General features: G+C 59.6%; 24 protein-coding genes and 1 tRNA gene. 9 read left to right on the top strand and 16 right to left on the bottom strand.

All coding sequences use genetic code 11. The annotated features are described in order from the left end of the window. Positions 1 to 136: 136 nt before the first annotated feature. Positions 137 to 1,048, bottom strand: coding sequence for a DMT family transporter (locus QP996_RS00280; protein WP_284870620.1), 912 nt, complete (start codon positions 1,046 to 1,048; stop codon positions 137 to 139). 87 nt (positions 1,049 to 1,135) lie between these two features. Between QP996_RS00280 and QP996_RS00275 the strand changes: the two genes are divergently transcribed. After that, positions 1,136 to 1,498 (top strand): hypothetical protein, encoded by a 363-nt coding sequence (locus QP996_RS00275; protein WP_284870619.1) that lies wholly within the window; start codon positions 1,136 to 1,138, stop codon positions 1,496 to 1,498. 63 nt (positions 1,499 to 1,561) lie between these two features. Further along, a complete protein-coding gene (locus QP996_RS00270) occupies positions 1,562 to 2,014 on the top strand; it encodes a hypothetical protein (RefSeq protein ID WP_284870618.1) in 453 nt (150 codons plus the stop codon). On the opposite strand, the gene QP996_RS00265 is transcribed toward QP996_RS00270, so the two are convergent. From QP996_RS00265 to QP996_RS00230, 8 genes are all read right to left on the bottom strand, one after another. Continuing rightward, a complete protein-coding gene (locus QP996_RS00265; protein ID WP_284870617.1) occupies positions 1,999 to 2,841 on the bottom strand; it encodes a trimeric intracellular cation channel family protein in 843 nt (280 codons plus the stop codon). The genes QP996_RS00270 and QP996_RS00265 overlap by 16 nt on opposite strands. A gap of 34 nt (positions 2,842 to 2,875) precedes the next feature. Beyond that, positions 2,876 to 3,691: a trimeric intracellular cation channel family protein gene (locus QP996_RS00260; RefSeq protein ID WP_284870616.1), complete on the bottom strand. Its 816-nt coding sequence runs from the start codon at positions 3,689 to 3,691 to the stop codon at positions 2,876 to 2,878. Between the two features lie 181 nt (positions 3,692 to 3,872). Then, positions 3,873 to 4,853 (bottom strand): uridine-preferring nucleoside hydrolase UriH, encoded by a 981-nt coding sequence (gene uriH, locus QP996_RS00255; RefSeq protein WP_284870615.1) that lies wholly within the window; start codon positions 4,851 to 4,853, stop codon positions 3,873 to 3,875. Further along, positions 4,846 to 6,288, bottom strand: coding sequence for a uridine transporter UriT (uriT, locus tag QP996_RS00250; protein ID WP_284870614.1), 1,443 nt, complete (start codon positions 6,286 to 6,288; stop codon positions 4,846 to 4,848). The genes uriH and uriT overlap by 8 nt, the downstream gene beginning before the upstream one ends. A gap of 366 nt (positions 6,289 to 6,654) precedes the next feature. Then, positions 6,655 to 7,518 (bottom strand): RelA/SpoT-related domain-containing protein, encoded by an 864-nt coding sequence (locus QP996_RS00245; protein ID WP_284870613.1) that lies wholly within the window; start codon positions 7,516 to 7,518, stop codon positions 6,655 to 6,657. Beyond that, positions 7,518 to 8,315 carry a serine hydrolase domain-containing protein gene (locus tag QP996_RS00240; RefSeq protein ID WP_284870612.1) on the bottom strand — a complete coding sequence of 266 codons (798 nt, stop codon included), beginning with the start codon at positions 8,313 to 8,315 and terminating at the stop codon, positions 7,518 to 7,520. The genes QP996_RS00245 and QP996_RS00240 overlap by 1 nt, the downstream gene beginning before the upstream one ends. 129 nt (positions 8,316 to 8,444) lie before the next feature. Beyond that, positions 8,445 to 9,089 (bottom strand): hypothetical protein, encoded by a 645-nt coding sequence (locus tag QP996_RS00235; protein WP_284870611.1) that lies wholly within the window; start codon positions 9,087 to 9,089, stop codon positions 8,445 to 8,447. A 172-nt stretch (positions 9,090 to 9,261) separates the two neighbouring features. Next, on the bottom strand, positions 9,262 to 9,912 hold the full coding sequence (locus QP996_RS00230) for a DUF4230 domain-containing protein (RefSeq protein ID WP_284870610.1): 651 nt from the start codon (positions 9,910 to 9,912) through the stop codon (positions 9,262 to 9,264). A gap of 72 nt (positions 9,913 to 9,984) precedes the next feature. Here QP996_RS00230 and QP996_RS00225 point away from each other — a divergent pair, with 72 nt between their 5' ends. Further along, the gene (locus QP996_RS00225) at positions 9,985 to 11,625 is read left to right on the top strand and encodes an AbgT family transporter (RefSeq protein ID WP_502870080.1); all 1,641 of its coding nucleotides are present in this window, start codon (positions 9,985 to 9,987) and stop codon (positions 11,623 to 11,625) included. A 144-nt stretch (positions 11,626 to 11,769) separates the two neighbouring features. Then, complete coding sequence (locus tag QP996_RS00220; protein ID WP_284870609.1) at positions 11,770 to 13,374, top strand: DUF6119 family protein; 1,605 nt, start codon at positions 11,770 to 11,772, stop codon at positions 13,372 to 13,374. 277 nt (positions 13,375 to 13,651) lie between these two features. On the opposite strand, the gene QP996_RS00215 is transcribed toward QP996_RS00220, so the two are convergent. After that, entirely contained in the window at positions 13,652 to 14,287 is a 636-nt protein-coding gene (locus QP996_RS00215; protein WP_284870608.1) for a hypothetical protein, read from the bottom strand. A 27-nt stretch (positions 14,288 to 14,314) separates the two neighbouring features. Further along, positions 14,315 to 14,578, bottom strand: coding sequence for a hypothetical protein (locus tag QP996_RS00210; RefSeq protein ID WP_284870607.1), 264 nt, complete (start codon positions 14,576 to 14,578; stop codon positions 14,315 to 14,317). 133 nt (positions 14,579 to 14,711) lie between these two features. Between QP996_RS00210 and QP996_RS00205 the strand changes: the two genes are divergently transcribed. Next, positions 14,712 to 14,784, top strand: a tRNA-Asn gene (locus QP996_RS00205). 59 nt (positions 14,785 to 14,843) lie between these two features. Here the strand turns inward: QP996_RS00205 and QP996_RS00200 are convergent. Next, positions 14,844 to 15,374, bottom strand: a complete 531-nt coding sequence (locus QP996_RS00200) for a hypothetical protein (RefSeq protein WP_284870606.1) — start codon at positions 15,372 to 15,374, stop codon at positions 14,844 to 14,846. 237 nt (positions 15,375 to 15,611) lie between these two features. Here QP996_RS00200 and QP996_RS00195 point away from each other — a divergent pair, with 237 nt between their 5' ends. After that, positions 15,612 to 17,840 carry an AAA family ATPase gene (locus tag QP996_RS00195; protein ID WP_284870605.1) on the top strand — a complete coding sequence of 743 codons (2,229 nt, stop codon included), beginning with the start codon at positions 15,612 to 15,614 and terminating at the stop codon, positions 17,838 to 17,840. 197 nt (positions 17,841 to 18,037) lie between these two features. Here QP996_RS00195 and QP996_RS00190 read toward each other — a convergent pair whose 3' ends face one another. From QP996_RS00190 to QP996_RS00180, 3 genes are all read right to left on the bottom strand, one after another. Then, on the bottom strand, positions 18,038 to 18,532 hold the full coding sequence (locus QP996_RS00190) for a hypothetical protein (protein WP_284870604.1): 495 nt from the start codon (positions 18,530 to 18,532) through the stop codon (positions 18,038 to 18,040). 145 nt (positions 18,533 to 18,677) lie between these two features. Continuing rightward, positions 18,678 to 20,153: a DUF8600 domain-containing protein gene (locus tag QP996_RS00185; RefSeq protein ID WP_284870603.1), complete on the bottom strand. Its 1,476-nt coding sequence runs from the start codon at positions 20,151 to 20,153 to the stop codon at positions 18,678 to 18,680. 63 nt (positions 20,154 to 20,216) lie between these two features. Then, positions 20,217 to 20,768 carry a hypothetical protein gene (locus tag QP996_RS00180; protein ID WP_284870602.1) on the bottom strand — a complete coding sequence of 184 codons (552 nt, stop codon included), beginning with the start codon at positions 20,766 to 20,768 and terminating at the stop codon, positions 20,217 to 20,219. A gap of 195 nt (positions 20,769 to 20,963) precedes the next feature. On the opposite strand from QP996_RS00180, the gene QP996_RS00175 reads away from it, so the two are divergent. From QP996_RS00175 to QP996_RS00165, 3 genes are read left to right on the top strand one after another with little or no spacing between them, the layout of a single operon-like run. Continuing rightward, the gene (locus QP996_RS00175) at positions 20,964 to 21,566 is read left to right on the top strand and encodes a hypothetical protein (RefSeq protein WP_284870601.1); all 603 of its coding nucleotides are present in this window, start codon (positions 20,964 to 20,966) and stop codon (positions 21,564 to 21,566) included. A 37-nt stretch (positions 21,567 to 21,603) separates the two neighbouring features. Beyond that, positions 21,604 to 22,092 (top strand): helix-turn-helix domain-containing protein, encoded by a 489-nt coding sequence (locus QP996_RS00170; protein WP_284870600.1) that lies wholly within the window; start codon positions 21,604 to 21,606, stop codon positions 22,090 to 22,092. After that, positions 22,071 to 22,505: a hypothetical protein gene (locus QP996_RS00165; protein ID WP_284870599.1), complete on the top strand. Its 435-nt coding sequence runs from the start codon at positions 22,071 to 22,073 to the stop codon at positions 22,503 to 22,505. Before QP996_RS00170 ends, QP996_RS00165 begins: the two co-directional genes overlap by 22 nt. An 85-nt stretch (positions 22,506 to 22,590) precedes the next feature. Here QP996_RS00165 and QP996_RS00160 read toward each other — a convergent pair whose 3' ends face one another. Next, complete coding sequence (locus QP996_RS00160; protein ID WP_284870598.1) at positions 22,591 to 23,514, bottom strand: ornithine cyclodeaminase family protein; 924 nt, start codon at positions 23,512 to 23,514, stop codon at positions 22,591 to 22,593. Position 23,515: the final 1 nt, after the last annotated feature.

Genomic DNA, 23,515 nt, shown 5'->3' with positions numbered 1-23,515 from the left:
TGAGACGAGAGGTTCGTCTTCCCCAACGGCCTCTGGTTGCTCTCGGCCGATATTGCTTCACACCAGTTGACTCGAGCAACCCTCAACCGCTGGTTGATCCCCCTGTTTGCTCGAGCTTCGGTTGAGGTTGAGGGGCTTACAGCAACCGCACCGCCAGCACGCCGAGGAAGATCACCACCAGGCCTGCCAGGCGCGTCGCCGTCAGCGGGTTCTTCCGCGCGCCGAACGCCCCGCGCGCCTCCAGGACCTGGCCCGCGGCGATGGTGCCCGCGTTGAAGGCGATCACGGTGGTGGCGGTGCCCAACAGCGGTGCAAGTGTCGCGCCCGAGATGACAAACGTCGCGCCGACCAGGCCGCCGAGCCACATCCACCACGGCCCCGGCTCAGGACGCCGCACGAGCTGGCGCGGGCTGGTCACCAGCGCCGCCACCAGCAGCAACACCGCGCCGACGGCGAGGTTGATCTCGCCGGCGTGCAGCGACGACCCGGCGATGGTGCCCATGTAGCCGTTCACCGAGGTCTGGATCGCGGTGCACACGCCCACCAGCACGCCGCACACGCGGAAGATCGCCAGCTCGAGCCCCTCAGCGTCGCCTTCCAGCACCGGCCGTTTGCCTGCGCGCAGCACCACCACGATCCCGGCGAAGACCACCGCCGCCCCCAGCACGCGCATCCACGACACCGGCATTGCAGGCGCCCCGAACAGCCCGAAACGGTCCACGACCAGGCCCATGATCACCTGGCCCAGGATCGGCAGGACCACGGTTTCCAGCGCACCCAGGCGGGGGAACAGCAGGATGTTGCCCAGCACGAAGCACACGCCCATGACGCCGCCGATCCATCCCCACCAGGGCACCTCGGCGGAAAACTGCGGCACAGGGTTACCGCGCAGCAGCGTGGTCGCCACCGCGGCAACAAGCAGCGCCAAGCTAAACGAGATCAGCGCCGAGACCACCGGCTTGTTACCCACGCTCAATCGCAGGCGCGAGTTCGCCGCGGTCTGGATCGGAATCAGCCCGCCTACCGCGAGCGCCACAAACAACAGCATGCGCCGATCTTCTCACGCCGAGCGCGCCGCCACTTCCCCGGCTACACTCCGAAGGCGCACAGGGGGATCTATCAAGGGGGAATACTCATGAACGCAAATACGCTCGGCACAATCGGCGCGCTTGTCGCTTTCGCCGGGACGATTCTGGCGATGAGCTCGGGCACAAAACTCGTCGGCATCGTGCTGCTGGGAACGGCGCTGACGATGGGCGTGGTCGGCATCGCGCAGGTCCGTTCGGAGCCGCGCCACCAGCACCACCCGCACCAGCCGCCGCCCGGTCGCGCCCCGAAGTTTGCGGTCGTGCTCGCGCTCGTTGGCATCGGGGTGAATTCCATCCCGTCGGTGCAGGCTGAGCTCGCGGAGATTGAAAGCCACGAGATCACCGAAGAGCAGTGGCGCCAGTTGCAAAAAGACCTGTCCGGACACAGGCGAATGACCGGGCAGAACTAGTTGCCGGGCGCGATCCGCCGCCCTGCGCTAGGCTCGCCACCAAATCCAAAACAAGGGGGGATTATGACTACTGCATTTCCGTTTGCTCCAACACCAGCACCAGCGCCAAAGCCTTCGCCTATCGACGCCTCCGGTGACAACCTCATCGGCATCATCGGCGTCGCCAGCGCAGGCCTCGGCACGCTGCTTTCTTTCTCCGCCACCACCGCCGCCTTCGGCGCGCCGCTGGTGCAGGCCGGGTTCATCCTCGGGGTGGTCGGACTGTTCCCGCAGGGCGCGAAGAAGGCGTGGCCGGCCGCGGCGTTGGTGACCGCGATCCTCGGCACCGCGCTAAGCATCGCGCTGGTGGAGCGGCACGTGGCCTCGCAGTTCGGCGAGTCCTCCGACTTCGCCGAACTCGAGCGGCAACTGGAGCAGCAGCTCGAGCAGACCATGGACCCGTACCGCACGGACCCGCTGCCCGGGGCGGGCGCGGCGAACGGTTGGCCCGCGCCGAACGGCTACTTCAACCCGTAGGCGCGGTACAGCGCGGCGATGAACTCCTCGTGGGTGATCTCGCCGTCGACGGCCGCGAGTTCGTCGCGCACGTCCTTGCGCGTCGGCGCGGAAATCAGCGTCGGGTTGGCGGTGCGCTGCCGGTACGCAACGGGCGGAAGCTTGCCGCCGACCCGGTGCTTCATCCGGGTGAAATAGTTATCCACCGGCGCGAGCGCCTCCACGCCCGGCACCGACCAGTCCAGCCAGTACGCGGCCACACCGAGCGCGATGCCGACCAGCGCGGAAACGGCCAGGCCCACCGACTGCCAGCCGAGGTCGTAGAAGAGCTGCACGCTTATCGACGCCACCATCGCCGGGACCACGTACAACTGGCGATCAATGAGAATGTTGGGAATCTGCCCAATCATCATCTCGCGGATGACCATCCCGCCGGTGGCGGTGAGCACACCCATGAGGATGCAGCCGAACCACGTGACGTCCTCACGCAACGCGGTGACGGTGCCGGTGACCGCCCACACGCCCACGATGACCATGTCGCCGTGGAAGCGGAACAACTCCCAAGCGCGGCCTTCGATGGACAGCGCGAACGCCACCAACGAGCCCACCAGCGCCGTGCCGATGTACCACGGGTTTTGCAGCGCACCCGCCGGGGTGGCACCAATCAGGGCGTCGCGGATCATGCCGCCGGCCATTCCGGAGATGATGGAGATGAGCATGAACCCGACGGCGTCGAAACGCATCCGCCTGGCCACAAGCCCGCCCATCAACGCGTTGAGGAACACGCCGATCAAATCCATCAGCGCAAACGAAAAACCCACAGGGGTGAGCACGTTGTCGAAGTACATACGCGCCATCGTAGGGGGCGAGCTCGGTCGTGGGTTAGGTCTTGGCCTCCGTGCGCTCCTGCACCTCGTTTTGCAGCATCACCCGCAGCGCCTGGATCAACTGCTCGTCCGAGGCGCTCTCCAACGCGTTGCGCACCTCTTCGCCGGACTCGACGGGGCGGCGCGAGTCGGTGTCCACGCCGAGCGCCTCGCCAATCTTCTCCTCCAGCGGCCGCTCGATGCGCTTGGTCTGAAACGCCGAGAACTTGTCTCCGCCGAAGTACACCGCAAACGCAAACAGCGGCGCGGCGATGGCGGCGGCCAGCATGCCTTCCCACACCAGGTCGAACTGGTTGAGCACCAGCATGATCACCGACGCGATAATCGCCGGGAACACCGTCATCTTCTGGCTGGTAAACAGCGACGGCACCTGCCGCAGCGCAATATCGCGCGCCAGGGTGCCGCCGGTTGCGGTGATCACGGCCAGCAGCACGCACGGCACCCAGCTCAGCTCGGCGTTCAGCGCCTTGATGGTGCCGCCGACCGCCCACACGCCGATGGTGACCACGTCCGCGTAGAACCGGAAGTTCTCCCAGAGCTTGCCGCGCAGGGGCGCGAAGTACGCGATCAGCCCGCCGATCGTGGCGGTGATCAGGTAGCCGGGGTTGGTCAGGGCGGCGGCGGGGCCGTCGTTAAGTATGGCGTCGCGCATGAGGCCGCCGCTCAGCGACGAAATCAACGCTACAAACGCGAACCCCACAATGTCGAAGTTCATCCGCTTGGCCACGGTCCCGCCGATCGTGGCCGCCAACAACACACCGGTGTACTCGAGGACAAAGTAAAGAGTGCCCACGTCATCAGAAAAGTCCATGGGCGCCAAGGCTAGCGGTCGAGTGGGGGCGGCGTCTGGACGGGCGGCGGTGGGAAACGTGAGGCCCCCTCATGACGGAAACCGGCTACCTAGAACCGGCTACCAGGCGATTTTTCGCAAGGTAGCCGGTTGCAGGTAGCCGGTTCTACGGGGGGATCGGCAAGTGCGGCGGGAAGCGCCCCTACCCCAGGCGCTCGACGGCGTCGACGACGAGGTCCCAGAACCGGTCCACGTCCAGGCGCGTCGCCACCGAGGTGGTGCAGTCGGCATCCGCGGCCGAGGCCTCCGGGGCAGCGCCCGAGGCCAGTGCCGCGCCGAACGCGCGCAGGTCCGCCACGGTGCGCCCGCGCGTCAAGGCACCCGCAAGCTCCACCGACACCGGCACGGACACGGTCTCGACCACGGTCGGGTCGATGACGTACGCCACCGCGCACGGGTCGTGGACCGGCGGGTTGTCAAAGCCCTGGGCGTCCTTGTAGTTGGCGCGGAAGGCGTCTACAAGCGCGGCCAGGAAGTCGCCGCTCGGCGTACCCAAAGCGGCGAAACGGGCCTGCACTGCGGGCGTCGCTAGGGCTTGGTGCGTCAGGTCCAGCCCGACCATGACCACGGGCCAGTCCTCGCCGAACACGATCGCGGCGGCTTCCGGGTCGACGGCGATGTTGAACTCCGCCGACGGCGAGAAGTTGCCGGCTCCGTACGCGCCGCCCATCAGCACGACCTCGCGCACTCGCGAGACAATGCGCGGCTCCAGGCGCGCCGCCAAGGCGATGTTGGTCAGCGGCCCGGTGGGCACCAGGGTCACGGTCCCCGGCTCTTCGCGCATCAGCGTATCGACGATCCACTGCACCGCCCCGATCTCCCCCACCGGAACAGTGGGTTCCGGCAGGTCGAAGCCGTGGATTTCCATGCCGGTGTCGCCGTGGATGTCTTCGGCGGTGACAACGTCGTTAAGCAAAGGGCGCGTCACCCCGCGGTAGACGGGAACATCGCGCAAACCGGCAACCGTAAGCACCTGCTGCGCGTTGCGCGTGACGTGGTCGATGGTGTGGTTGCCGCCGACGGTGGTCAAGCCCAGCAGCTCGATGTCCGGGTTGCCGGCTGCGAGCAGGATGGCGACGGCGTCGTCGTGGCCGGGGTCACAGTCCAGGATGATTTTACGCACGGGCAGCCAGGTCCTCCGCGGCGATCGTGTCCGGCACCGACGACGGCTTCGGGATGAGGAAGGACGCCGCGAACGCGCAGCCCAGCAGGATCGCGCCGGCGATCATGCCGGCGCGGTAGCTGCCGTCGGTGGCGGTGAACACGGCGAAGATGATGGTGAACGACAGGCCGGCGCCCAGGTTGAACGCGCCGCCGTTGAGCCCCGGCAGGTAGCCCTGGTTGTGCTTCGGCGCCAGCACGACGCCGAGCGAGCCGAGCATGATGTTGCCCATGCCGGCGTAGGTGATGCCAGCGAGCAGCGACATCGCCAGCAGCATGCCGTGGGTGGCGTTGCCCACGACGACCAGGCCGAACAGCACGGACAGCGCAGCCCCGGCGATGCCGATCTGCAGGATGATCTTGTACCCCACACGCCCGGCGAGCCAGCCGGAGATCGGGCCCATGGCCAGGCCGGCCAGGGCGTACGGGGTCAGCGTCCACCAAGATACGACGCCGGCGGACATGCCCGGGCCGGCCGCCGGGTCTTGCGCCAGGTTGGGCACCAGGCCGTTCATCACGGCGAACACGCCGGTCATGGTCAGGGTGGTGGTCAAAAGCAGCGCCCAGGTGCGGCGCTGGGAGAGCAGGTCGGTGGACATCAGCGGGTGCGGGCTGGACTTCTCGGTGCGCCAGAACCACACCAGCGACGCGCCGCCGATGACCAGCAGGAGAATCACCATGAACCAGTTCGCCGCGGCCAGCTCGCCGGCCATGTTCAGGGCGGTCAGCACCAGGCCGACGCCGACAACCAGTCCGATAACGCCCTTCCAGTCCATCGGCTGGAGCTGGTCGGACTTGGTTTCCGGCACGCCGTAGCGCACCGCGAACACGGCGATCAGGGCGGAGGCGCCGATGACCCAGAAGAGGGAGCGGAAACCGAAGGCGTCGGTAAGCCAGCCGCCCAAAATCGCGTCAATGCCGGCGATACCGCCATTGACCGAGGTGAGGATGCCCACCAGGAACGCGAACTGCTTCTCCTCGCGCACCGCCTGGCGCAGCATCACCGACGTCAGCGCCACGGTCGGGCCGGACACACCCTGGATCACGCGGCCGATGAACAGCATGGTCACGTTGGTGGCCAGTGCCGCGACAACCGAGCCGATGACCGTGACGATCATCATCCACACCAGCACCTTGCGGCGCCCAATCAGGTCACCCCAGCGCGGCATGAACAGCGCAAACACAGCCGCCGCGGTGAAGAACGCCGTCTGCGTCATGCCGATCTGCGCGGTGGTGGCGTTAAGCTCGATCTCCATCGTGTGCAGTGCCGGCGCGAGCATGGAGGCGTTGAGCTGGAACGCGAAAACGGCGACCAGCAGCGCCGTCATCAGGGGCACGACCTGGTTGGTCGGCAGCTTCTGCCCCGCTGCTGGTAGCGGGGTGTTCGTCGTAGTCATGCGTGCAGTTTAAAACACTGCGCGCCGCGCGCCTACACGAAAAAGGCGGCGGCTACACCCAAAATGCGGGGGCATTTTGCCTATCGACGCCCACCTGGCCGCCACACCCTACCCCCGGCGCGTTTGACCCCTCCGCCCGCAGAAGGGGCGGAGGGGTCGGATGAACCGAGTTTGAGTATTAAGCCATCACAGTGAAATAGCGAGAGTGAGTGTGCCGCAGGCTCTCTTCGTTCGCGCTCGCCACAGCGACAATTTCACGCTCGGGATCCTCGTTTCCGCGATCCAAACGTCTACGTTCACGAGTTGCCTCAACCAAAGAGGGGAACTCCTGACAATTCACATGACCAGTGCGTCGGTTGTAGTCAATCAGGAACGCGGGCATTGGGCACCAGCTCCTTTACTCGTTTTCCTCGCGCGAGCCTCAATCAATCGGGCCTCGGTATCGGAAAGTATGCCATATACCGTGTGCTTAAGTTCTCTGATATCTGCCGCAATTCCGCTTCGTGCTGGTGGCCGACCCCCGCTAAATGGACTAGTGAGAGCGTCTTCCGCTGTTTCCAACCTGGCGACCATTGCAGATAGCTGATGCAACTTCTCTACCTCATCCTGAGCCCTCGGATCGATTTCGGCGCCAAACTCTAGATACCGAATGTCGCGCCCATAAATGTCCGCCGCTACTTCATAGAGGTTTGCCCATTGCGCCTGGAGCGGCGTTCGGATTTGAAGCTCTGCTTTTCCTGCGCTGGAGAAAATATGCAGGTGAAACGCCCTATATCCTGAATGCGGGGTGTCTCTCAAATCGCTTTCGTTTACTTTGTCTACCCCAGCATGGAGGAGGTTCTTCTTAATTATCTCCGCGAGTTCGCTCTGTTCACGGAGGGTCATATCGCAATCAATTCGAGCTCCCGCAACGTCAAGAATGTTTTCGAGTGGGGTTTTCGGCATCCTTCTGAGCTTCTCGACAAGCGTGGTGGTTGTCTTCGGCCTCGCACTTAGGAAATAAGCCCCAGAGTTCGGTCGAACGGGCTCCTGCTGAGAGTTGTACGGTGCAATCAAACTATCCATCGCATCTTGCACTGTCCTAGAAACCTCATCGCACATTCGGGCCTGATGCTCCATGAATGCGTCGAAGACCTCTTCGTTAAACGGTTCACCCTCCCGCAGGTTGCGTCCTACTTTATGGACCGCAGATTTGCTAAAGCCGTCGGGTTTCGTGCCGAAGAATGTCATTACCCAAGCGCCTCCCACAGCGCCGTGTTGGTCTCCTGCCACAGCGGCTTGGCCCAGTCGCCGAACTCGCGGTCCGTGAGCACCACGCACGCCTGCCCGCCCGCGACCCACAGGTAGGTCCCCGCCATGCCGAAGTGGCCGACGGTGTCTTCGGGCATGCCGTCGCCGGTCCAGTGCGGGGATTTCTCCCCCTTGATCTCAAAGCCAAGGCCCCACTGGCACGGCTTCTGCATGCCGTACCCTGGCACAACGCCGCGCAGATCGCCGAACTGGTTGGAAAACGCCTCCTCCACAGTCTCCTTCGCCAGCAGCTTCGGGGCAAGGAGTTCTGCGGCGAAGGCTCGCAGATCGCCTATCGACGACCTCCCGCCATGCCCCGCCGACCCATAAATTTCCGTGTCCGTCATGCCCAGCGGCTCGAAGACCCCCTCGCGGGCGTAGTCCGCAAACGCGATGCCGGTGGTCTCCTCGAGGTGGTCGGCCAGGATCTCGTAGCCGGCCGAGGAATAGATGCGGCGCTCTCCCGGTTTCTTCTGCGGCTCGCGGGAGTCAAACCCCACCCCGGCGGCGTGCGCGAGGAGGTGGCGGATGGTGGCGCCGTCGGGCCCTGCGGCGTCGTCAAGCTCGAATGCCCCCTCCTCCGCCGCAAGGAACACCGCGTACGCGGAGAGCAACTTGGTCACGCTGGCGAGTTCGAAGACTTTGCCCTGGTCGCCGAACTCCGCCTCCCTGTCGCCGACGAGGGCCGCCGCGACGTTATCCACCGGCCAGTTGCTGAAAAACTTCTCGAGCTCCATGCCGCCCACCTTACGTGCGCCGCGCGGGGACCGGTGGCGTGCGCCCCCACCCGCAGACCCCGAGTAAGCGATCCCTATTAAGGCCCGTTTTCGGCCATACTCGGGAGGGCTTACTCGGGGTTTGTGTCTTTAGAACGGCAGCGCCGGGAGTGTTAGCCCCGGGATCAGGCCCGCCGAGGCCGCCAACGCCGCACCGACGCCGAGCACCGCCAGCACCGCGGCCACGATTCCGACGATGGCGCCCGGCGCGAGCTTCGAGCCCAAGCTCGATGGCTGCGTTGGCTCGGTGCGGTTAATGTCTTTGCCGCAGTCCTCGAAACGCTGCGCAGTGTAGGAGGCGGCGGACTTGATGTAGGCGACCTCGCCGGCGCTGAACGGAGTGTCGAAGGTGGACGGCGCACCGGTCTTAGAGCTGCCCAGGTCGTCGGCGATGACGGAGCTGGTGGTGTGCTCCTCGACGGGCCAAAGTTGCAGGTCATCGGTTTGCTTCACCGAGCCCCAACCGTTCTCGCCGAGCCCGGCGCGCAGCTCGTCCTGCTTCTTCGCCCACAACGCGAGCGCGTCGGCGCGGGATTCGGAGTGGTAAAGGATGTCGTCGGCGTTAAGGCCGGCGGCCAGGGCAGGTACCTGGTCCGCGTTGTATTCAACGACGCAGACGCGGGAAAAGCCCGAGTCGACGGGCGCGTCGGGCGCGTCGGCAGCTCCGGCGACGGGCGGAAGTACGGCGGCAACGGCGGCGCAGGCGACAACGCCGACAGTGAGGATCTTACGCATGCAGCAAGACTACCGCGCGCGGCGCTATCGCACCTGGATTCGCCGGTTCGGCCACAGACCCCTAGTAAGCGATCCCTATTAAGGCCCATTTTCGGCCATACTCGGGAGGGCTTACTAGGGGTTTGTGCGAATTGGCGCGCGGGGCCCGAAAAGCGCGCCCGGGAAGGCCCCCCTACCGCGTCACCCGCACCTCGTAGTCCTCCATGTCCGTCCCGGCCACCAGCGCCGCCACGTGCGCGCGCACGAGCTCCTCGGCGTGCTGCCCGGCGCGGTCCAACAGCCCGGACGCGATGGCCTTCTCCCGCGCGTCGGCTTCCCGGTCGGCGATGAAGCCGGTGACGTCCTCGACGCGGAGTTGGTTGATGGGGTTCATGGTTTGGTCGTAAACCTTGACGCTGTCGGCGTCGATGTGCGATTCGAGTACCTCCACCTCAGGCAGTTGCACGTTGACTTCCCCGTCGGCCAGGTGGACGTCGATAAGCGAGGCGTCCTTGATGCCGGCGGTGACGCGCCCGTCGTACGTGACCAGGAAATTCCGCCCGGTAAACGGCACGCGCACCCCGAGCACCTCGAGGCCCTCCTGGTCGAATTTGCCCACGTCGGAGAAGACATATTCCTCCACAGAAAGCTCAGCAATATCGCCTAACGACGCCCCAATGGTCGTCGACGTCACCTCCCCCTCCCGCCAACTGAGCAGCGCCGGGCGGGTCAGCGCCAGCACCAGCCCGACGATGGCCAGCACCGCAACGACCGAGGCGGCGGCGCCAGCGAACCCGAAGCCGCGACGGGCGGGCCGGGGAGAAATTTGGAATTCAGTAGACACATATTTCACCTTACGGGGTGACGAATATGTAATGTGGCTCTCACAATTTGCCGACAACCAGGAAGACCCACCATGACCGGATCAACCAGGACCGACAAGAAACCCGACCATAACCGGGACACGAAGCCTAAAGACCAGGCCCAAGACCAGGACGGCATGTCCGGCTTCCTGGGCTGGATCGAAAAAATCGGCAACAAGCTGCCGGACCCGTTCTGGCTGTTTGTGATCCTGGCCGGCGTGGTGGCGGTGTCGTCCTGGCTGGCCAGCAAGGCGGGCCTGTCCGCAATCGACCCGGCCTCCGGCGAAGAAATCCACGTCGAATCGCTGCTCACCGGTGAGAACATCTCGCGCATGGTCACCGACGCGGTGGAGAACTTCATCGCCTTCCCGCCACTGGGCGTGATCCTGGCGGTGATGCTGGGCGTGGCCGTGGCGGAGCAGACGGGTCTGCTCGCGGCGATGGTCCGCGCGATGGTGGACAAGGTCAGCCCGAAGATGCTCACGTTCATGGTCGCGCTGGCTGGCGTGACCGGTTCGGTGGCCTCGGACGCCATCTACGTGATCATCATCCCGCTGGGCGCGATGGCCTTCCACGCGGTGGGCCGCTCGCCGGTGGTGGGTGCGATGGTGGCGTTCGCGGCGTCGTCGGCAGGCTTTAACTCCTCGCTCATCCTCAACATCACCGACCTGCTGCTCGCCGGCATCTCCACCTCCGCTGCGCAGCTTGTAGACGACGCCTACGAAGTCTCCCCGCTCGCCAACATCTTCTTCGTCATCCCGTCCGCGGTGGTGCTGTCGCTGGTCATCACGGCGGTGACCGAGCTGTTCGTGGACAAGAAAGCCGAGAACCTTGTCGACCACGACCACATCGACGAGGACGAACTCCAACTCGACGAGTCCAACGAGCCCGACGACTCCCACCTCACCGACGATGACGACCTGTCGCTGACCCCACTCGAGCGCAAGGGCCTCGCCTGGGCCGGCATCACCCTCCTCATCGCCCTGGCCGCCTACTTCGCCCTGCTGTTCATCCCGGGCTCGCCGTTCGCGCGACCCGAGGAGGGCTTCATGGAGTCGCCGCTGATCCGCGCGATTGCCGTGCCGATCACCCTGATCTTCTTCGCCACCGGCCTGGTCTACGGCCTGGTCGTGGGCACGATCGACAACGCCGCAGACATCCCGAAGTTCATGGCCAAGGGCCTGGAGTCCCTCCTGCCGATCCTCGTGCTGTTCTTCGCCGTCTCCCAGTTCCTGGCGTGGTTCCAGTGGTCCAACCTCGGCCCCTGGACCGCCATCAAGGGTGCGGAGCTGCTGCAGTCCTGGGACCTGCCAAACGTGGTCCTCTTCGCCGCGTTCGTGCTGATGGTGACGCTGATCAACCTGTTCATCACCTCCGGCTCCGCGCAGTGGGCGCTGATGGCGCCGGTGGTGGTGCCGATGATGATGTACGTCGACGTCTCCCCCGAGGTCACCCAGATGCTCTACCGCATCGGCGACTCGCCGTCGAACATCATCACCCCGATGTCGCCCTACTTCGCGCTGGCGCTGACCTTCCTGCAGAAGTACTACAAGAAGGCCGGCGTGGGCACCCTGATGTCGCTGGCGCTGCCGTACGCGGTGAGCATGCTGGTGGGCTGGTTCATCTTCTTCATGATCTGGTACGCCCTGGGCATCCCCCTCGGCCCGGGCTCGCCGATGGGGTACCAGGTGTAGCTCGTTGTGGGCGAAGGCCCGGTTGCGTGTGCGCAGCCGGGCCTTTTGCTTATCGACGAGCACGTCTCCGCGATGGCAACGATCCTCCGTCTTTGAAAGCCAGTTCAACGAAAACAGCGACAACATCCGCATATAATCCAGTACATGATGCGGTTAACGGTGTACATGTTCCAGCCGGGAACAACCCTGGAAACAGCTATCGACTCGCAGAAAGTAGAGGAGAAGAACTTCAGGCAAATAGACAAAATTCGCTTGGAAAATTCCATCTGCTACATACAGTCACCAAAACAAAAGAAACCAAAATGGGTCGACTTCATCTCCTCTATCGCTGACGAAAATCTCCCCCCAATCTTGACCCGTTCCGCGTCGGCCGTTCTTGCAATCCAAGCTGCTGATCGGGTTTTTGCAATCCCGTTCGGATATGGACGCGGCATACTTAATCTCGACAAGATCGAGCCGAACTTCGGCTTGAAGGTTGCGCTCAACGCCGTCGACCCTACAAAACTCAGAAGTTTAGATAAGAAAAACTATGAGGACATGGTCATCTCCAGCACCATTAGCCTGAGCAGTCAATCCGATCTTTCCAACTTCAGCCTGGACACATACAGCGACATTCTGCGTCAAGCTACCGGCACTCCATTAGATACTGAATTTGCCAATCGAGTTACCGGAGCAGACTCACTAACTATCAATAAAGACATCGAGGCTCACGAGCTTCCCGATTTCTGCGCCACCCTCAAGAATCTATTCGATCGCGATAGCTATAAAGCGAGGTTTGGGTGGATTGACAATCTAAAAATCGTCAAAGACCATCAGCTCATCGAATCCCTCGACCAGATGCTTCTCGAAGATCTCAAGACCCAACAGGCCAGTAGGAGTCATTTGGCGTTGCCCGAAAACGTTGACTGGCAGGATATCGACTCATTTAGGATCCAAGGCACAAATTCTAAAGAATTCCCGGAGCTAGATTTAAACGATGCTCTCAGCGCAATGGCGAGTGACATCGATAACTTAACCATTAACAAGCTCAAACAAAGACGTGTAGGAGTTGTTTTTGCCCGCTCCCATGAAATCGACTACAGATGGTCTTTCTACCGATGTTTGGTCAGTGAGCAAGATCGGGATGACCATTTGTACGCGCTTATCGAAGGGTCCTGGTTTCAGATACACAAGTCGTTAGTAGAAGAGGTAAACGGTTTCATAGATTCCATGCCAAGATCCTCGGTTAAAATGCCGAAACACTCCGATGGTGAAACTGAACAGGAATACAACGCCAGGCTCGCCTCATCTTCCGCCGACCTTCTCCTTATGGACCGCAGTATAGCGTCGGTCCCAGGCGCATCAGGAACAGTAGAGCTTTGTGACGTGCTCTCTAAGAAGGGCGAACTAATACACGTCAAGAGAAAGAGTCATTCGTCCTCGCTTAGCCACCTTTTTGCCCAGGGGTTCGTTTCGATGTCAACGTTGTTTGGCGATAAAGGCTTTAGAAAGAATCTTCAAAACAAGATTAAAGTGGCGGTTGAGAACGGAGACCCCACCCCATGGTTGAATCTTATTGCCGAAGATGACGCTGCTTTGAGAGCGAATGCGTTCAAAGTGACATATGCAATTGTCCCGACAAATTCATTCCATGACAACCGCTGGCTACCTTTCTTTAGCAAACTGAACCTGATGAGCCAAGCCCGAACACTCCAAATTATGGGTGTTGATGTCGCCCTGAACCGCATACCATCCGAGCGTTACGATTGACAGACACTCCGAAAGATCGAATTTCATTTGACCCGAAATAGAAGGAGACCATCCTTTAGGTCAACGCCTGGTGCACTCGGGAAATCCCAAAACCGCCGTTCTTTAGGTATTTGTGCTGGTTTTAGTGCCAATGGCGAGCTTGGTTCAAACAGGCTGCGAAATGCAGCCCCCCCCCCTTCCCTAGCATGCATTTGCAAAGCGTACCTATCCGTAAGATAAGTTTGCTTTTTTGCAATGGCCAGTTGTGTGCGAAGGCGTACGACCCCCCCCCGAAAAACTACTTCCCAATCTCCGCCGGCGTGCAAATCGGCGCCTGGCGGATGAATTCCTCCGGCGCGCCCTGCTCGCGCAGCGTGATGCCGTTGTAGCACCCACGCTGCATCCCGGTCTGCTTCGTGCCAGCGGTCGGGATCACGGCCCACTTGCCGTTGGAGTTCTTGAAGTACAGAATCCAGTCCGTTTGGTTCGCACCCGCGATGGCCCACTTACCGTCGCAGAAGATCACGGACGTCCCGGTGAAGTGCGGCCACTCCGGCACCACCGCGTCAAACGCCTGCGGCGCGCAAGATCCACCAGCAGCCGCACCATTGTCCTTCTTCGTCAGCCCCGGGATCGCGAGCGCCGGCACCAGCGAGGAAAGTCCCGCGGCCGCCGCCGGGTCCAGCCCCTCGGGCAGCTCCAGCCAGCCCTGCTGCACCGCGAAGTACCCGCCGGCGCCCACTGCGGCCAGCACGCCGAGCGTGATGCCGATAATTGCGCCCGTGCTTAACGACGAACCTTCGGCCTCCCCCGAATCCGCAGAGGAACCCGTTTCGGTAGTGTTCGCGCCCTCTTCAGCGAAGGTGACAGGCGCAAGGACGGCAGAGGTGGTGACGGCGGCGGCGACGCCGAGTGCAAGCATCGGTTTCTTCATGCCCGCCACTTTATCGCGTTATACCCGTCACTTCGAGGGGAACAACGCAATTCCCCACACCCCGAGCGCGACAGCAGCGACAACCAAAACCCACCACAGCACCCCGCGCGGCCGCGAGAACCACTTGTCCGCAACCAGCCAAACGACGCTCGGAACGACCAGCGCCAGCCCCAAAAACGTCAGCGCCCGCCAATCGCCCAGACGGTTCGCCGACAACAGGCACACCACGCCAAAGCCCGCGAGCCCCCACGCGACGGCGTTTGCACGGAATCCACCTATCGGAATCAACATGCCCGAAACCCTACCCCAAAACCCGGCCACATAAGTACGGCCGAAAACACCACCCAACCTGCCGATTTGGGCAACACAACCAACCCGCGCTATTGTTACATCTCGTTGCACAGCGAGAGCAACGGCAACATATTCCTCCATAGCTCAGTTGGCAGAGCATTCGACTGTTAATCGAAGGGTCACTGGTTCGAGCCCAGTTGGAGGAGCAAAACGAAGGAGCCCGCAAGGGCTCCCTTTCGCATTTCCGCCTACACCCCCAAAAGCCTCACAGGCCGGAAGCGTGAAGATCCTTCGAACCACCAAGTAGGGAACCTCCCTCCAACGCCAGATACCCGTCTACCTGTTTCACCAGGCTCATCGGCGGCAACTCAAGGCCTAGGTCAATTCCCATTACTTCAGACAACCATTCGCTAACGGTGTAGAGGCTCCAGATCTTCTGCCGCGCTTGGCGACCCCCAACAAAATCTGTCTCCGCTGGGAAGCCCAAATCAGGGTGCGTGCCCCATTTGTTCACCGCCTGACGGTTCACACCCGTTAGTCTCGCTATATCGCTCGTATTCACCAAGTGGGGGACGACTTCCACAAACTCAAGTTCGTCGTAAGCTCCCAGTTGATGCATGAGATCGGTTGTCTCATGGAAGGCCTTCTCAGGATAGCATTCCAGGTGCAGTTCCGCGATCGTCCAACCATTTAGCCGGACGAAAGAAACCGCCGGGAAGGCGCTCTCGATCCGCTCGATGCGTTCTTCGTCGTCAAATTCAATCCCTGCCACTCGCAGGCTTAACGCAATAGCCATTCTCAACCCCTCCCAAACGCCCGCAGTAGTCAATTGACAACTAGTTAAAGCAACTTAGAAAAATCGCCGACACCGCAGCGTCGAATTAAACCGTCCTTGCCCATTGATACACCCGACCGCGGAACAGACTGGGATACCGAAAAGCCCACCGAAATCTCGAAACGTGATTGAACTTACTGGTTAAACTGATCTCACTCCCCGGCGATACGCCACTGAAAGATCTGAAAGAAAGATTTAATGCTCCAAGTTAAGTCAAATGCACCATTCAGGAACGTACACTCAGACGCTCTCAAGTCCATAGACCTCTTAAAACACTCAGTCTTCTTCGGCGTCAATGGTGCAGGAAAATCTACAGTTTGCGAAGTCTTGCAAGAACATACTGTGTACCAGAATCCAACTGGGATCCCGCCCGTAGTTTACGCATTTACCGAAAAATGGCGGGAAACAAACGTTGGAGATTTCGTAAAGGGGGGCTCAGCTCGAGAGGTTACGACCGTAAACCTAGCCGAGAACGCTGGCGCCATCGAAGACTCCATCCGCAGCAAAGAGCAGCTCCTCAAACAGACGCTTAAAGATGTCGAAGCTGAAGTTAAAAATGTAACGAACATCAAAAATGAATTATCGAAAATCAAGGATGCCGTATTCAACGGTGAACGAAAAACCTTGGAATCAAAATGTGACGAGTTGACAAGCAGAAGATTTAATCGAAGCAAAATAGAGAAAGCATTAGGCCGCGGGAACCTCACCCTCCTAAGCGACAAAGAACTCGAAGAATTTTTAACGATAGCTGCCGCCTCACCCCCAGAGATGCCACCGCTGCTGCCGCCTGAACCACGGCGTTGGTCTTATTCCGATGAAGTATGGAGCGAAGTAAAAAATGGTCTTCCAGCTTTAGAAAAGGCTGTAGAGACAATTACCGCCTGGGCTCGCAAAGGCCTTGAGCGCCACAAGGCAGGCGATAGCTGCGAGTTTTGTGCTGGTGAAGTTACCCAAGCGCGACTCGACGAGGTAAAGAATGCCATTGATTTTGCAGATCAGGGTATCTCCGAACAAACTTCGACTGCGTTAGCCGAATGCAGAGAGTGCCTAACCTCGCTAGAAGAATACAAGACTCTTATCTCGCACCTGTCTCTCTCTTCAGATACTTATGATAATGACCTGGCCAATAGAAAGACTCAGTTCCTATTAGCAATTGAGCAACTTCTTAAAAATTTGCGAACTGCTGAAACACAACTCGCCATGCGAATTGACGCACCGTGGGACGAATTCGACTTCAAGAAACCCAACACCAGTTTTTCTGATTTCGACAAAAAGTTGGAAGCACTTGAAACCGAGCTAGAACTATTACGCGGCAAGGTGAGCGACCATTCGGCAAACAAACATAACGCTATTACTAAATTGCAGGAGCATTGCTGCGCTAAGGATGGTGCTACCTGGGAAGCTACCAAGACAAGACTGTCCGCGGCCGAGAAATCGCTTGATTTAGAACGCTCGAAAGTCACCAAACTCGAGCGAGAATTGAACGAGCTCAAATCGTCCATTTCCACCACCGCTAGAACCGCAGAGTTCCTCGACAATAATCTGTCTCTAATTCTCGGAGACAGAGTATTGCGAGTTAAGCAAGGCAGCAATCCCGGGGAAGGTTACGTAATTACCCGTGATGGGGACCCCGCGACGGATATGTCGGAGGGCGAGAAGAAACTAGTTTCACTCCTGTATTTCTGCGCCGAGTTTGAGACCGAGGAACGTAAATCATCGATGAGAAACTCAATTATCCTTCTGGACGATCTCGGGTCGGAATTGGACGATACTCGACTTCTCGCGACCGACCGATTCGTATCGGATCATTTCTCCAAGCTAAATCCTGCGGCCTTGGTGTACTTCACGCACAGCCATTCCTACTTGAGAATTCTTCAAAATCGTTTGGCATCTAAGGCTACCAAGCGCACTGGCGCTACGGCTCAATTCTTCGAAGTTTACAAGCACAGTTATGACAACAACGATCGGACCACGCGCGTAAGGAAATGGGATTCGGAAGCTGTGAATCTTATAAACGATTACTGGCTTTCGTTTTACCTAGTGACTAAGGAATTCAGCGCTCTAATCGATGGAATTCCCCCGTCTCTTGCATCCGGCAACTACTGCAGGAAAACCCTCGAGGGCTTTACGGAGTTTAAGTCTCCCGTGGATTCAAAATTCGGCACCGCAATCAATAGTCTCCTAGCAAAGCACTCAGCCGAAGTTTCGCCTTCACTCTCAAAGGTTGTGAACGAACTTTCACACTCTGGCGTCGCCAGAACTGGAGGTGCCCTGAGCCGAAATGAGTTAGAACAAGCGGTAGTCCAGACTTTGAGTTTTATGAGGGCGATCGACTCCGATCACTTTACGCAGCTTCTACAGCGTGTTCGAGGGAAAGAAGCAGCTAAAGAGATCACACAATCGTTGGATCGGATCAATAGGATATAGCGTCACACTCCAGCTCGGAGCCCAGGGCGAATTGGCAGAGGCTCCAAGTTGCAGTTCCTCCCTCGTACGCCAGCTGAGTGTTTCCGGCGGGGGATATCACGCCCAATTTTGCCCCTCCGCCGACTCACCCTCGTGCCGAGGTAAAACGCTGCCCCATGGTTCGCCATTCCACCTCTAGGGGTAGGTGGACATGTCAGTTATAGGGGTCGGTGGCGAAGCCATACCCCCGCAACAACCCTCGCCACCGCCAGGTCCTCCCATGGCATCCCGACGGTCTTAAACACCACCCGCCGCGCCGGATCCAGCGCCACCTCCCCGCGCACAACCTCAGCCATCGTCGCCACATCCTCCCACGCAAGCGCCCCTTTCTCCACCGCGATCGCCACATCGCCGGCCTCCCGCCGCGCAGCCCCCACATCCTCCACAATCACCTGCGCGCCCCGCAGCACATCCTCATGCAACTCCCGCGTGTCCACGGTGTGCGCCCCCACGGCAAGCACGGTCACATCAGGTCGCAATTGCCTATCGACGACCACAGGTTCCCCCGCAGAAGTCGCCACCACAACCAACCCGGCACGCCCCAACACCTCATCGGCCGCAGCGCTCCCCGACTCCACCCACGGCCACGGCAAATCCGCCGGCTCGCTTCTCGACACAAACGTCACCGACACCTCCCGCACTCCCTCCAGCACGTCCACCACCGTGCGCGTCTCAGGTAACTGAGCTTGATAAGAGCCCCCAACGCCCAATGAACAAAACCGATCTGTAATTAGAAATGGAACCGCTAGGTGAGATGCGCAGGCGTGCTCATCTGAATCAGACTCCGGACTCACGCCTTCATCCGAGACCCCCGAAACGGATGCTGAACCACGAAAAGGGGAGTTTCACCCAATGCTGTTCAAGGCGTTTCGGAGTCCATGGAATCGCTGTCAAGACTTGTGGAATCACTGCTTCTAGATCCTTTTTGAATCGGTTACACGCATCAGGTTGCATGGGGGTCACGTCGCGAAAAACACCGATTCTCCGAGAAACGGGTTGCTCGAACTCATCTACCAAGCCATTCCCAAGCGGCCCATAACCCACGAGCATAATTTTTGCGTTCGGTAGACCGGAAGAATAGTCCTGCAGCGCCTCTAAATTTGAACGACGCTGTCCCCGTTTGTGCTGTTTACACTCGATTGCAGCGATCGTTGTGTTGGGGTGGCTTACTGGGTCCCGAGTGATCGAAAAGTCCGGTTGAATCGCTCTCTTTCTGCTTTTGCCGATAGGTGCCGGGTGAGGGCTTCGTAGCTCTGCCCAAATGTCGATGTCCCCCTCCACCGACTTGTACGTCGCGAGTTGGGCTCCGGAGAAGTTGAATGAAAGCTGGCCATCTACAACCCAAAAGCGGAGGTTTTCGAATCCGACCGCGTCGACTATCAGCGTAAACACCCAAGCGGCATAAACGTCATGCCGCTGCCCCCACAGAGGAAGCGACAAAAGCTTTCTCAGCGACTCAAAAATTGATGTCTCCACTTGAACTGTGACGCAGTCAAGTAGGTTGGCTTTAATCTTAGGGATCGCGTTTCTCAGACGTTCTGTGGCCTCTTCATCTCCCGACTTCACAGCTTCTGAAGCAGCTTTTATTACCCGCCCGATTGCTTCGTCCCAGCGGTCGCTTGCCAGCATCCGCTGGTAGTCATCGCCCACCTGCCTTTCGGCTAACTTAAACTCCGAACGCGATTTCGAGACAACTTGGGCGTGTTTGAGAAAATTTTCCCTCAACCTCCATACCTCAGCTAACACATGGTCGATTTCGATATCACCCGATTCAGGAAAAAGTTCGTTCGTTGCCGGCCACGAATCACTTCGAGACTCAGGTCTTGGAAACTCGTTTGTCGGATTGATTAGCTCAATAAGATGCCAAGGTGCACTGCTATTGCGGAAGCGCCACCCGCTCGTAACGGCTGTATAAGTTCGCTCCCATTCTTCGAAGGCTTCAGTATCGAACTCAAAACCGTCTAAATCTGAATCTAAGGCGATTTCAAACTTGAGATTCCCCTTATCCGCGTATTGCGCATCGATTTTCTCATACAGGCTGTATAACTGATTGAGCATCCGCGCGAATGGTTCAATCGAGTTCAACATCGCCGATGCCAACTTCTGCGCAGAAAAACTATTTTCCTGCAAGTACTTGTCGAAAGAAACTCCAGCTGGCACCCCGAAGTAGACGCAAAGCTGCTCCAACAGTTCCACGTCATAGTCAGTTGTGCGGATAATCTTCTCTGACTTGAGTAACTCCCATAGCTCCAGTGCGGTATCTACTCTCGGCATACGCCTAACTTATAGCCTGGTAGGAACTAGCGCTTGGTTAAGTAAACAACTCGACGATTCGTTTCATATCGCGTCAGAAACCGAAATACGCCCCTCTCGGCCAGCTATCACCTCTTGAGAGGACGCTCCAGCAGTAGCTATCCCCCCCTCCACAACCACCCTCGCCACCGCCAGGTCCTCCCACGGCATCCCGACGGTCTTAAACACCACCCGCCGCGCCGGATCCAGCGCAACCTCCCCGCGCACAACCTCAGCCATCGTCACCACGTCATCCCACGCAAGCGCCCCCTTCTCCACCGCGATCGCCACATCGCCAGCCTCCTGCCGCGCAGTCTCAACATCCTCCACAATCACCTGCGCGCCCCGCAGCACATCCTCATGCAACTCCCGCGTGTCCACAGTGTGCGCCCCCACAGCCAGCACCGTCGCATCAGCTCGCAATTGCCTATCGACGACCACCGGTTCCCCCGCACTCGTCGCCACCACAACCAACCCGGCACGCCCCAACACCTCATCGGCCTCGACACTCCCCGACTCCACCCACGGGTACGGCAAATCCGCCGGCTCGCTCCGCGAGGTAAACGTCACCGACACCTCCCGCGTCCCTGCAAGCACGTCCACCACCGTGCGCGCATGCGCCCGCCCGCACCATAACTCAATAGCGACCGTTAGAAAATGAACATTCGAGGCCCCTCTAATATAGAGATAACACCTACCCCGCCTCGGCAGGTTGTTACGATCTCAAGTCTCCAGCTATCCACTGCTCTACAGAGAGCGCAACCTATTGCCTCGACAACTCTCGGAGTGATCATGAAACCCACCCACCCCGACGACTATTCATGTCGCTTCAATCTTCCTGGAGCCAAAATGAAGCAAACCCCACTTTACGAACAGGGATTCGATCGCTTCTCGAACGAAGATGCTGAAGCCGCCGAACACTTCTTGGCACTACTTCTAAAAGCTTTCAGAAACGGAATTCCTTTTAAAGCGAATGCCCAAAAATTTCAGGTAGGAAGCAGGGCTTTAACGTATAAATCCCCGGTGGGAAAGCAAGCGCTTACACGCCTCGGTAGAGCCTATAGCCCCACCCCCTGGTGCGGCGAACTGAGGGTGGATGGGAGCGAAACAAAGAAAGGGAAGCAAACCTTTTGGCGCATATACTTTTCCGACCTCCGCGAGCTGAACTCACCGAACCGAGAAATAGATGAAGTATTGTTGAGCTCTATTGGCAAGAAGACAACCACCAGCAAGGCTGGGTCGAAACGTGGATCACTACGTGCGGCCGCAAAAAAGATACGCGACTCGCAGGATCGCGACATTGATAAGGCTATCAGCGCTGGTATTAATTGGTGTAAGAAGTCGAAAGTCTGGCAACCTCGTGAACTAGGTAGAGTTGTCGATCGAAGCACGTAGATATTGGCATCTCGGAAACCTGCTAAAGGAGGTTGAAATGAAGAATTTCTTGAAGCACCTACTCAGACGAAAAGCCTTCGAGCCTGCAGAAACCAATCGAATAACTGAACTGGGTATCCGCAATGCAGAAGCTCAGTTAGAGCTTGTAACTCAGTTAATTCGAGTTCGTCTGCTCCGTGGCCTTTCACTGCAGGAAGTCGCCGGATCAATGTCCGTTGATCTCGACGAATTGGCCCACTTTGAAAAAGGCGGCGCCAATTTCACGATGTCCACTGTAAGAAAGTATGCCAAAGCAGTGGACGCTGAATTACTACTATCAGCGAGCCCTGCCGGGGGAGCACACTGGGCGTTTTATCGACCCCCTCAGCACTTCAGCGGGTCCCACCCTACAGCGTCGTTCGTAATCCAAGAGAAACTCGACCACTTCGACAGCTTGATGTCTGGTGACACTGCGGCTTGGATGCCAAAATCCATAAAGACTTCAGAGACGAGGCGTAACTACGAATGGCACTCAATGGCAAACTAAGCTCAGTAGAAACTGTTTCATACCGTTTTGGCCGGTGTCTAGCTGAACGCAAAGACATTGAAAATGCGATAGATCCGGACCAACTTCCGAATGGCGAGGGAAATTTCTCCGTAAAGGTCGACATCGAAACAAGCGAAGACTCTGTGCGGGTTCAGATCGATCTCGAAGCAGACTCCATTTTCTCAAATGTGAAGGTTTTGACCGCCGCAACCTGGACGTTGGATGAGACCTTTCCTGACGATGAAGAGACTAGGGCTCAGTTTGCCCAGCTCCATGGCATACCGCGTTGTTTAGCAGTTACCGAGGCAAAGATGGCTTCGCTGTGCAGAGAAATTGACGTTCCCGTTCCGGTATTTCCGTTTGAATTGGACATCGCACTAATGACAAACGACCTACGGTCCAGCGAACGGTAAATAGCTCAGATTCCAAGGGTTGCCGGCTCAGGTCAACGCCCCCCTCAACCCTTTCGCTGGTTTAATCAAGTGACCTCAATCCCGATCACACCCCCGCAACCCCCTCTCCCGCAACCACCGTCGCCACCGCCAGGTCCTCCCACGGCATCCCGACGGTCTTGAACACCACCCGCCGCGCCGAATCCAGCGCCACCTCCCCGCGCACAACCTCAGCCATCGTCGCCACATCCTCCCACGCAAGCGCCCCCTTCTCCACCGCGATCGCCACATCGCCGGCCTCCCGCCGCGCAGCCTCCACATCCTCCACAATCACCTGCGCGCCCCGCAGCACATCCTCATGCAACTCCCGCGTGTCCACGGTGTGCGCCCCCACGGCAAGCACGGTCGCATCAGGTCGCAATTGCCTATCGACGACCACCGGTTCCCCCGCACTCGTCGCCACCACAACTAACCCGGCACGCCCCAACACCTCATCAGCCTGGGCACTCCCCGACTCCGTCCACGGGTAGACCAGATCCGCCGGCTCGCTCCGCGAGATAAACGTCACCGACACCTCCCGCATCCCCTCAAGCACGTCCTCAACCGTGCGCGCATGCGCCCGCCCCTGCACACCCGCACCGACGATGACGCACTCCAGCGGCTCGCTCGACGCCCGCAGCCGGTCCAACACCCCCGCCACAGCCACCGCCGGCGTCCGCACCTCCGTCAACGCCGCAGCATCCATCACGACCTCCGGCGTGAGCGTCTCCCCGCCCATAAGCAGATAGGAACCCTGCACCAACGGCACATCAACGTCCGAGCCGGCAGGCTGAATTCCCAATACCTTCACCCCGACCGCACCATCAAGCGCCGACGGCAGCAGGTGCATCTCCCCGTGTGGCAGCGCCACCTTCTGGCGGTGCGGGTCGGTGGCGGGGTCGAATCCGCCCGCCAGTACCTTCCGTAGCGCATCGACGGCATCGCGTGGCGTGACCGCGGACAGAACCTCTTTAGAAGTGAGATAACGCATG

It is taken from the genome of Corynebacterium sp. MSK008 (assembly GCF_030232585.1).
Lineage (GTDB): Bacteria > Actinomycetota > Actinomycetes > Mycobacteriales > Mycobacteriaceae > Corynebacterium.
Note: the sequence above shows the minus strand (reverse complement) of the source record. Positions and strands in the feature narration are given on the sequence as shown.

What these genes read in the sequence shown, in the direction of transcription:
- QP996_RS00280 (WP_284870620.1), bottom strand. Translation starts at nt 1,048, where the DNA reads ATGCTGTTGTTTGTGGCGCTCGCGGTAGGCGGGCTGATTCCGATCCAG.
- QP996_RS00275 (WP_284870619.1), top strand. Translation starts at nt 1,136, where the DNA reads ATGAACGCAAATACGCTCGGCACAATCGGCGCGCTTGTCGCTTTCGCC.
- QP996_RS00270 (WP_284870618.1), top strand. Translation starts at nt 1,562, where the DNA reads ATGACTACTGCATTTCCGTTTGCTCCAACACCAGCACCAGCGCCAAAG.
- QP996_RS00265 (WP_284870617.1), bottom strand. Translation starts at nt 2,841, where the DNA reads ATGTACTTCGACAACGTGCTCACCCCTGTGGGTTTTTCGTTTGCGCTG.
- QP996_RS00260 (WP_284870616.1), bottom strand. Translation starts at nt 3,691, where the DNA reads ATGGACTTTTCTGATGACGTGGGCACTCTTTACTTTGTCCTCGAGTAC.
- uriT (WP_284870614.1), bottom strand. Translation starts at nt 6,288, where the DNA reads ATGACTACGACGAACACCCCGCTACCAGCAGCGGGGCAGAAGCTGCCG.
- QP996_RS00245 (WP_284870613.1), bottom strand. Translation starts at nt 7,518, where the DNA reads ATGACATTCTTCGGCACGAAACCCGACGGCTTTAGCAAATCTGCGGTC.
- QP996_RS00240 (WP_284870612.1), bottom strand. Translation starts at nt 8,315, where the DNA reads ATGGAGCTCGAGAAGTTTTTCAGCAACTGGCCGGTGGATAACGTCGCG.
- QP996_RS00235 (WP_284870611.1), bottom strand. Translation starts at nt 9,089, where the DNA reads ATGCGTAAGATCCTCACTGTCGGCGTTGTCGCCTGCGCCGCCGTTGCC.
- QP996_RS00225 (WP_502870080.1), top strand. Translation starts at nt 9,985, where the DNA reads ATGACCGGATCAACCAGGACCGACAAGAAACCCGACCATAACCGGGAC.
- QP996_RS00220 (WP_284870609.1), top strand. Translation starts at nt 11,770, where the DNA reads ATGATGCGGTTAACGGTGTACATGTTCCAGCCGGGAACAACCCTGGAA.
- QP996_RS00215 (WP_284870608.1), bottom strand. Translation starts at nt 14,287, where the DNA reads ATGAAGAAACCGATGCTTGCACTCGGCGTCGCCGCCGCCGTCACCACC.
- QP996_RS00210 (WP_284870607.1), bottom strand. Translation starts at nt 14,578, where the DNA reads ATGTTGATTCCGATAGGTGGATTCCGTGCAAACGCCGTCGCGTGGGGG.
- QP996_RS00200 (WP_284870606.1), bottom strand. Translation starts at nt 15,374, where the DNA reads ATGGCTATTGCGTTAAGCCTGCGAGTGGCAGGGATTGAATTTGACGAC.
- QP996_RS00195 (WP_284870605.1), top strand. Translation starts at nt 15,612, where the DNA reads ATGCTCCAAGTTAAGTCAAATGCACCATTCAGGAACGTACACTCAGAC.
- QP996_RS00185 (WP_284870603.1), bottom strand. Translation starts at nt 20,153, where the DNA reads ATGCCGAGAGTAGATACCGCACTGGAGCTATGGGAGTTACTCAAGTCA.
- QP996_RS00175 (WP_284870601.1), top strand. Translation starts at nt 20,964, where the DNA reads ATGAAACCCACCCACCCCGACGACTATTCATGTCGCTTCAATCTTCCT.
- QP996_RS00170 (WP_284870600.1), top strand. Translation starts at nt 21,604, where the DNA reads ATGAAGAATTTCTTGAAGCACCTACTCAGACGAAAAGCCTTCGAGCCT.
- QP996_RS00165 (WP_284870599.1), top strand. Translation starts at nt 22,071, where the DNA reads ATGGCACTCAATGGCAAACTAAGCTCAGTAGAAACTGTTTCATACCGT.
- QP996_RS00160 (WP_284870598.1), bottom strand. Translation starts at nt 23,514, where the DNA reads ATGCGTTATCTCACTTCTAAAGAGGTTCTGTCCGCGGTCACGCCACGC.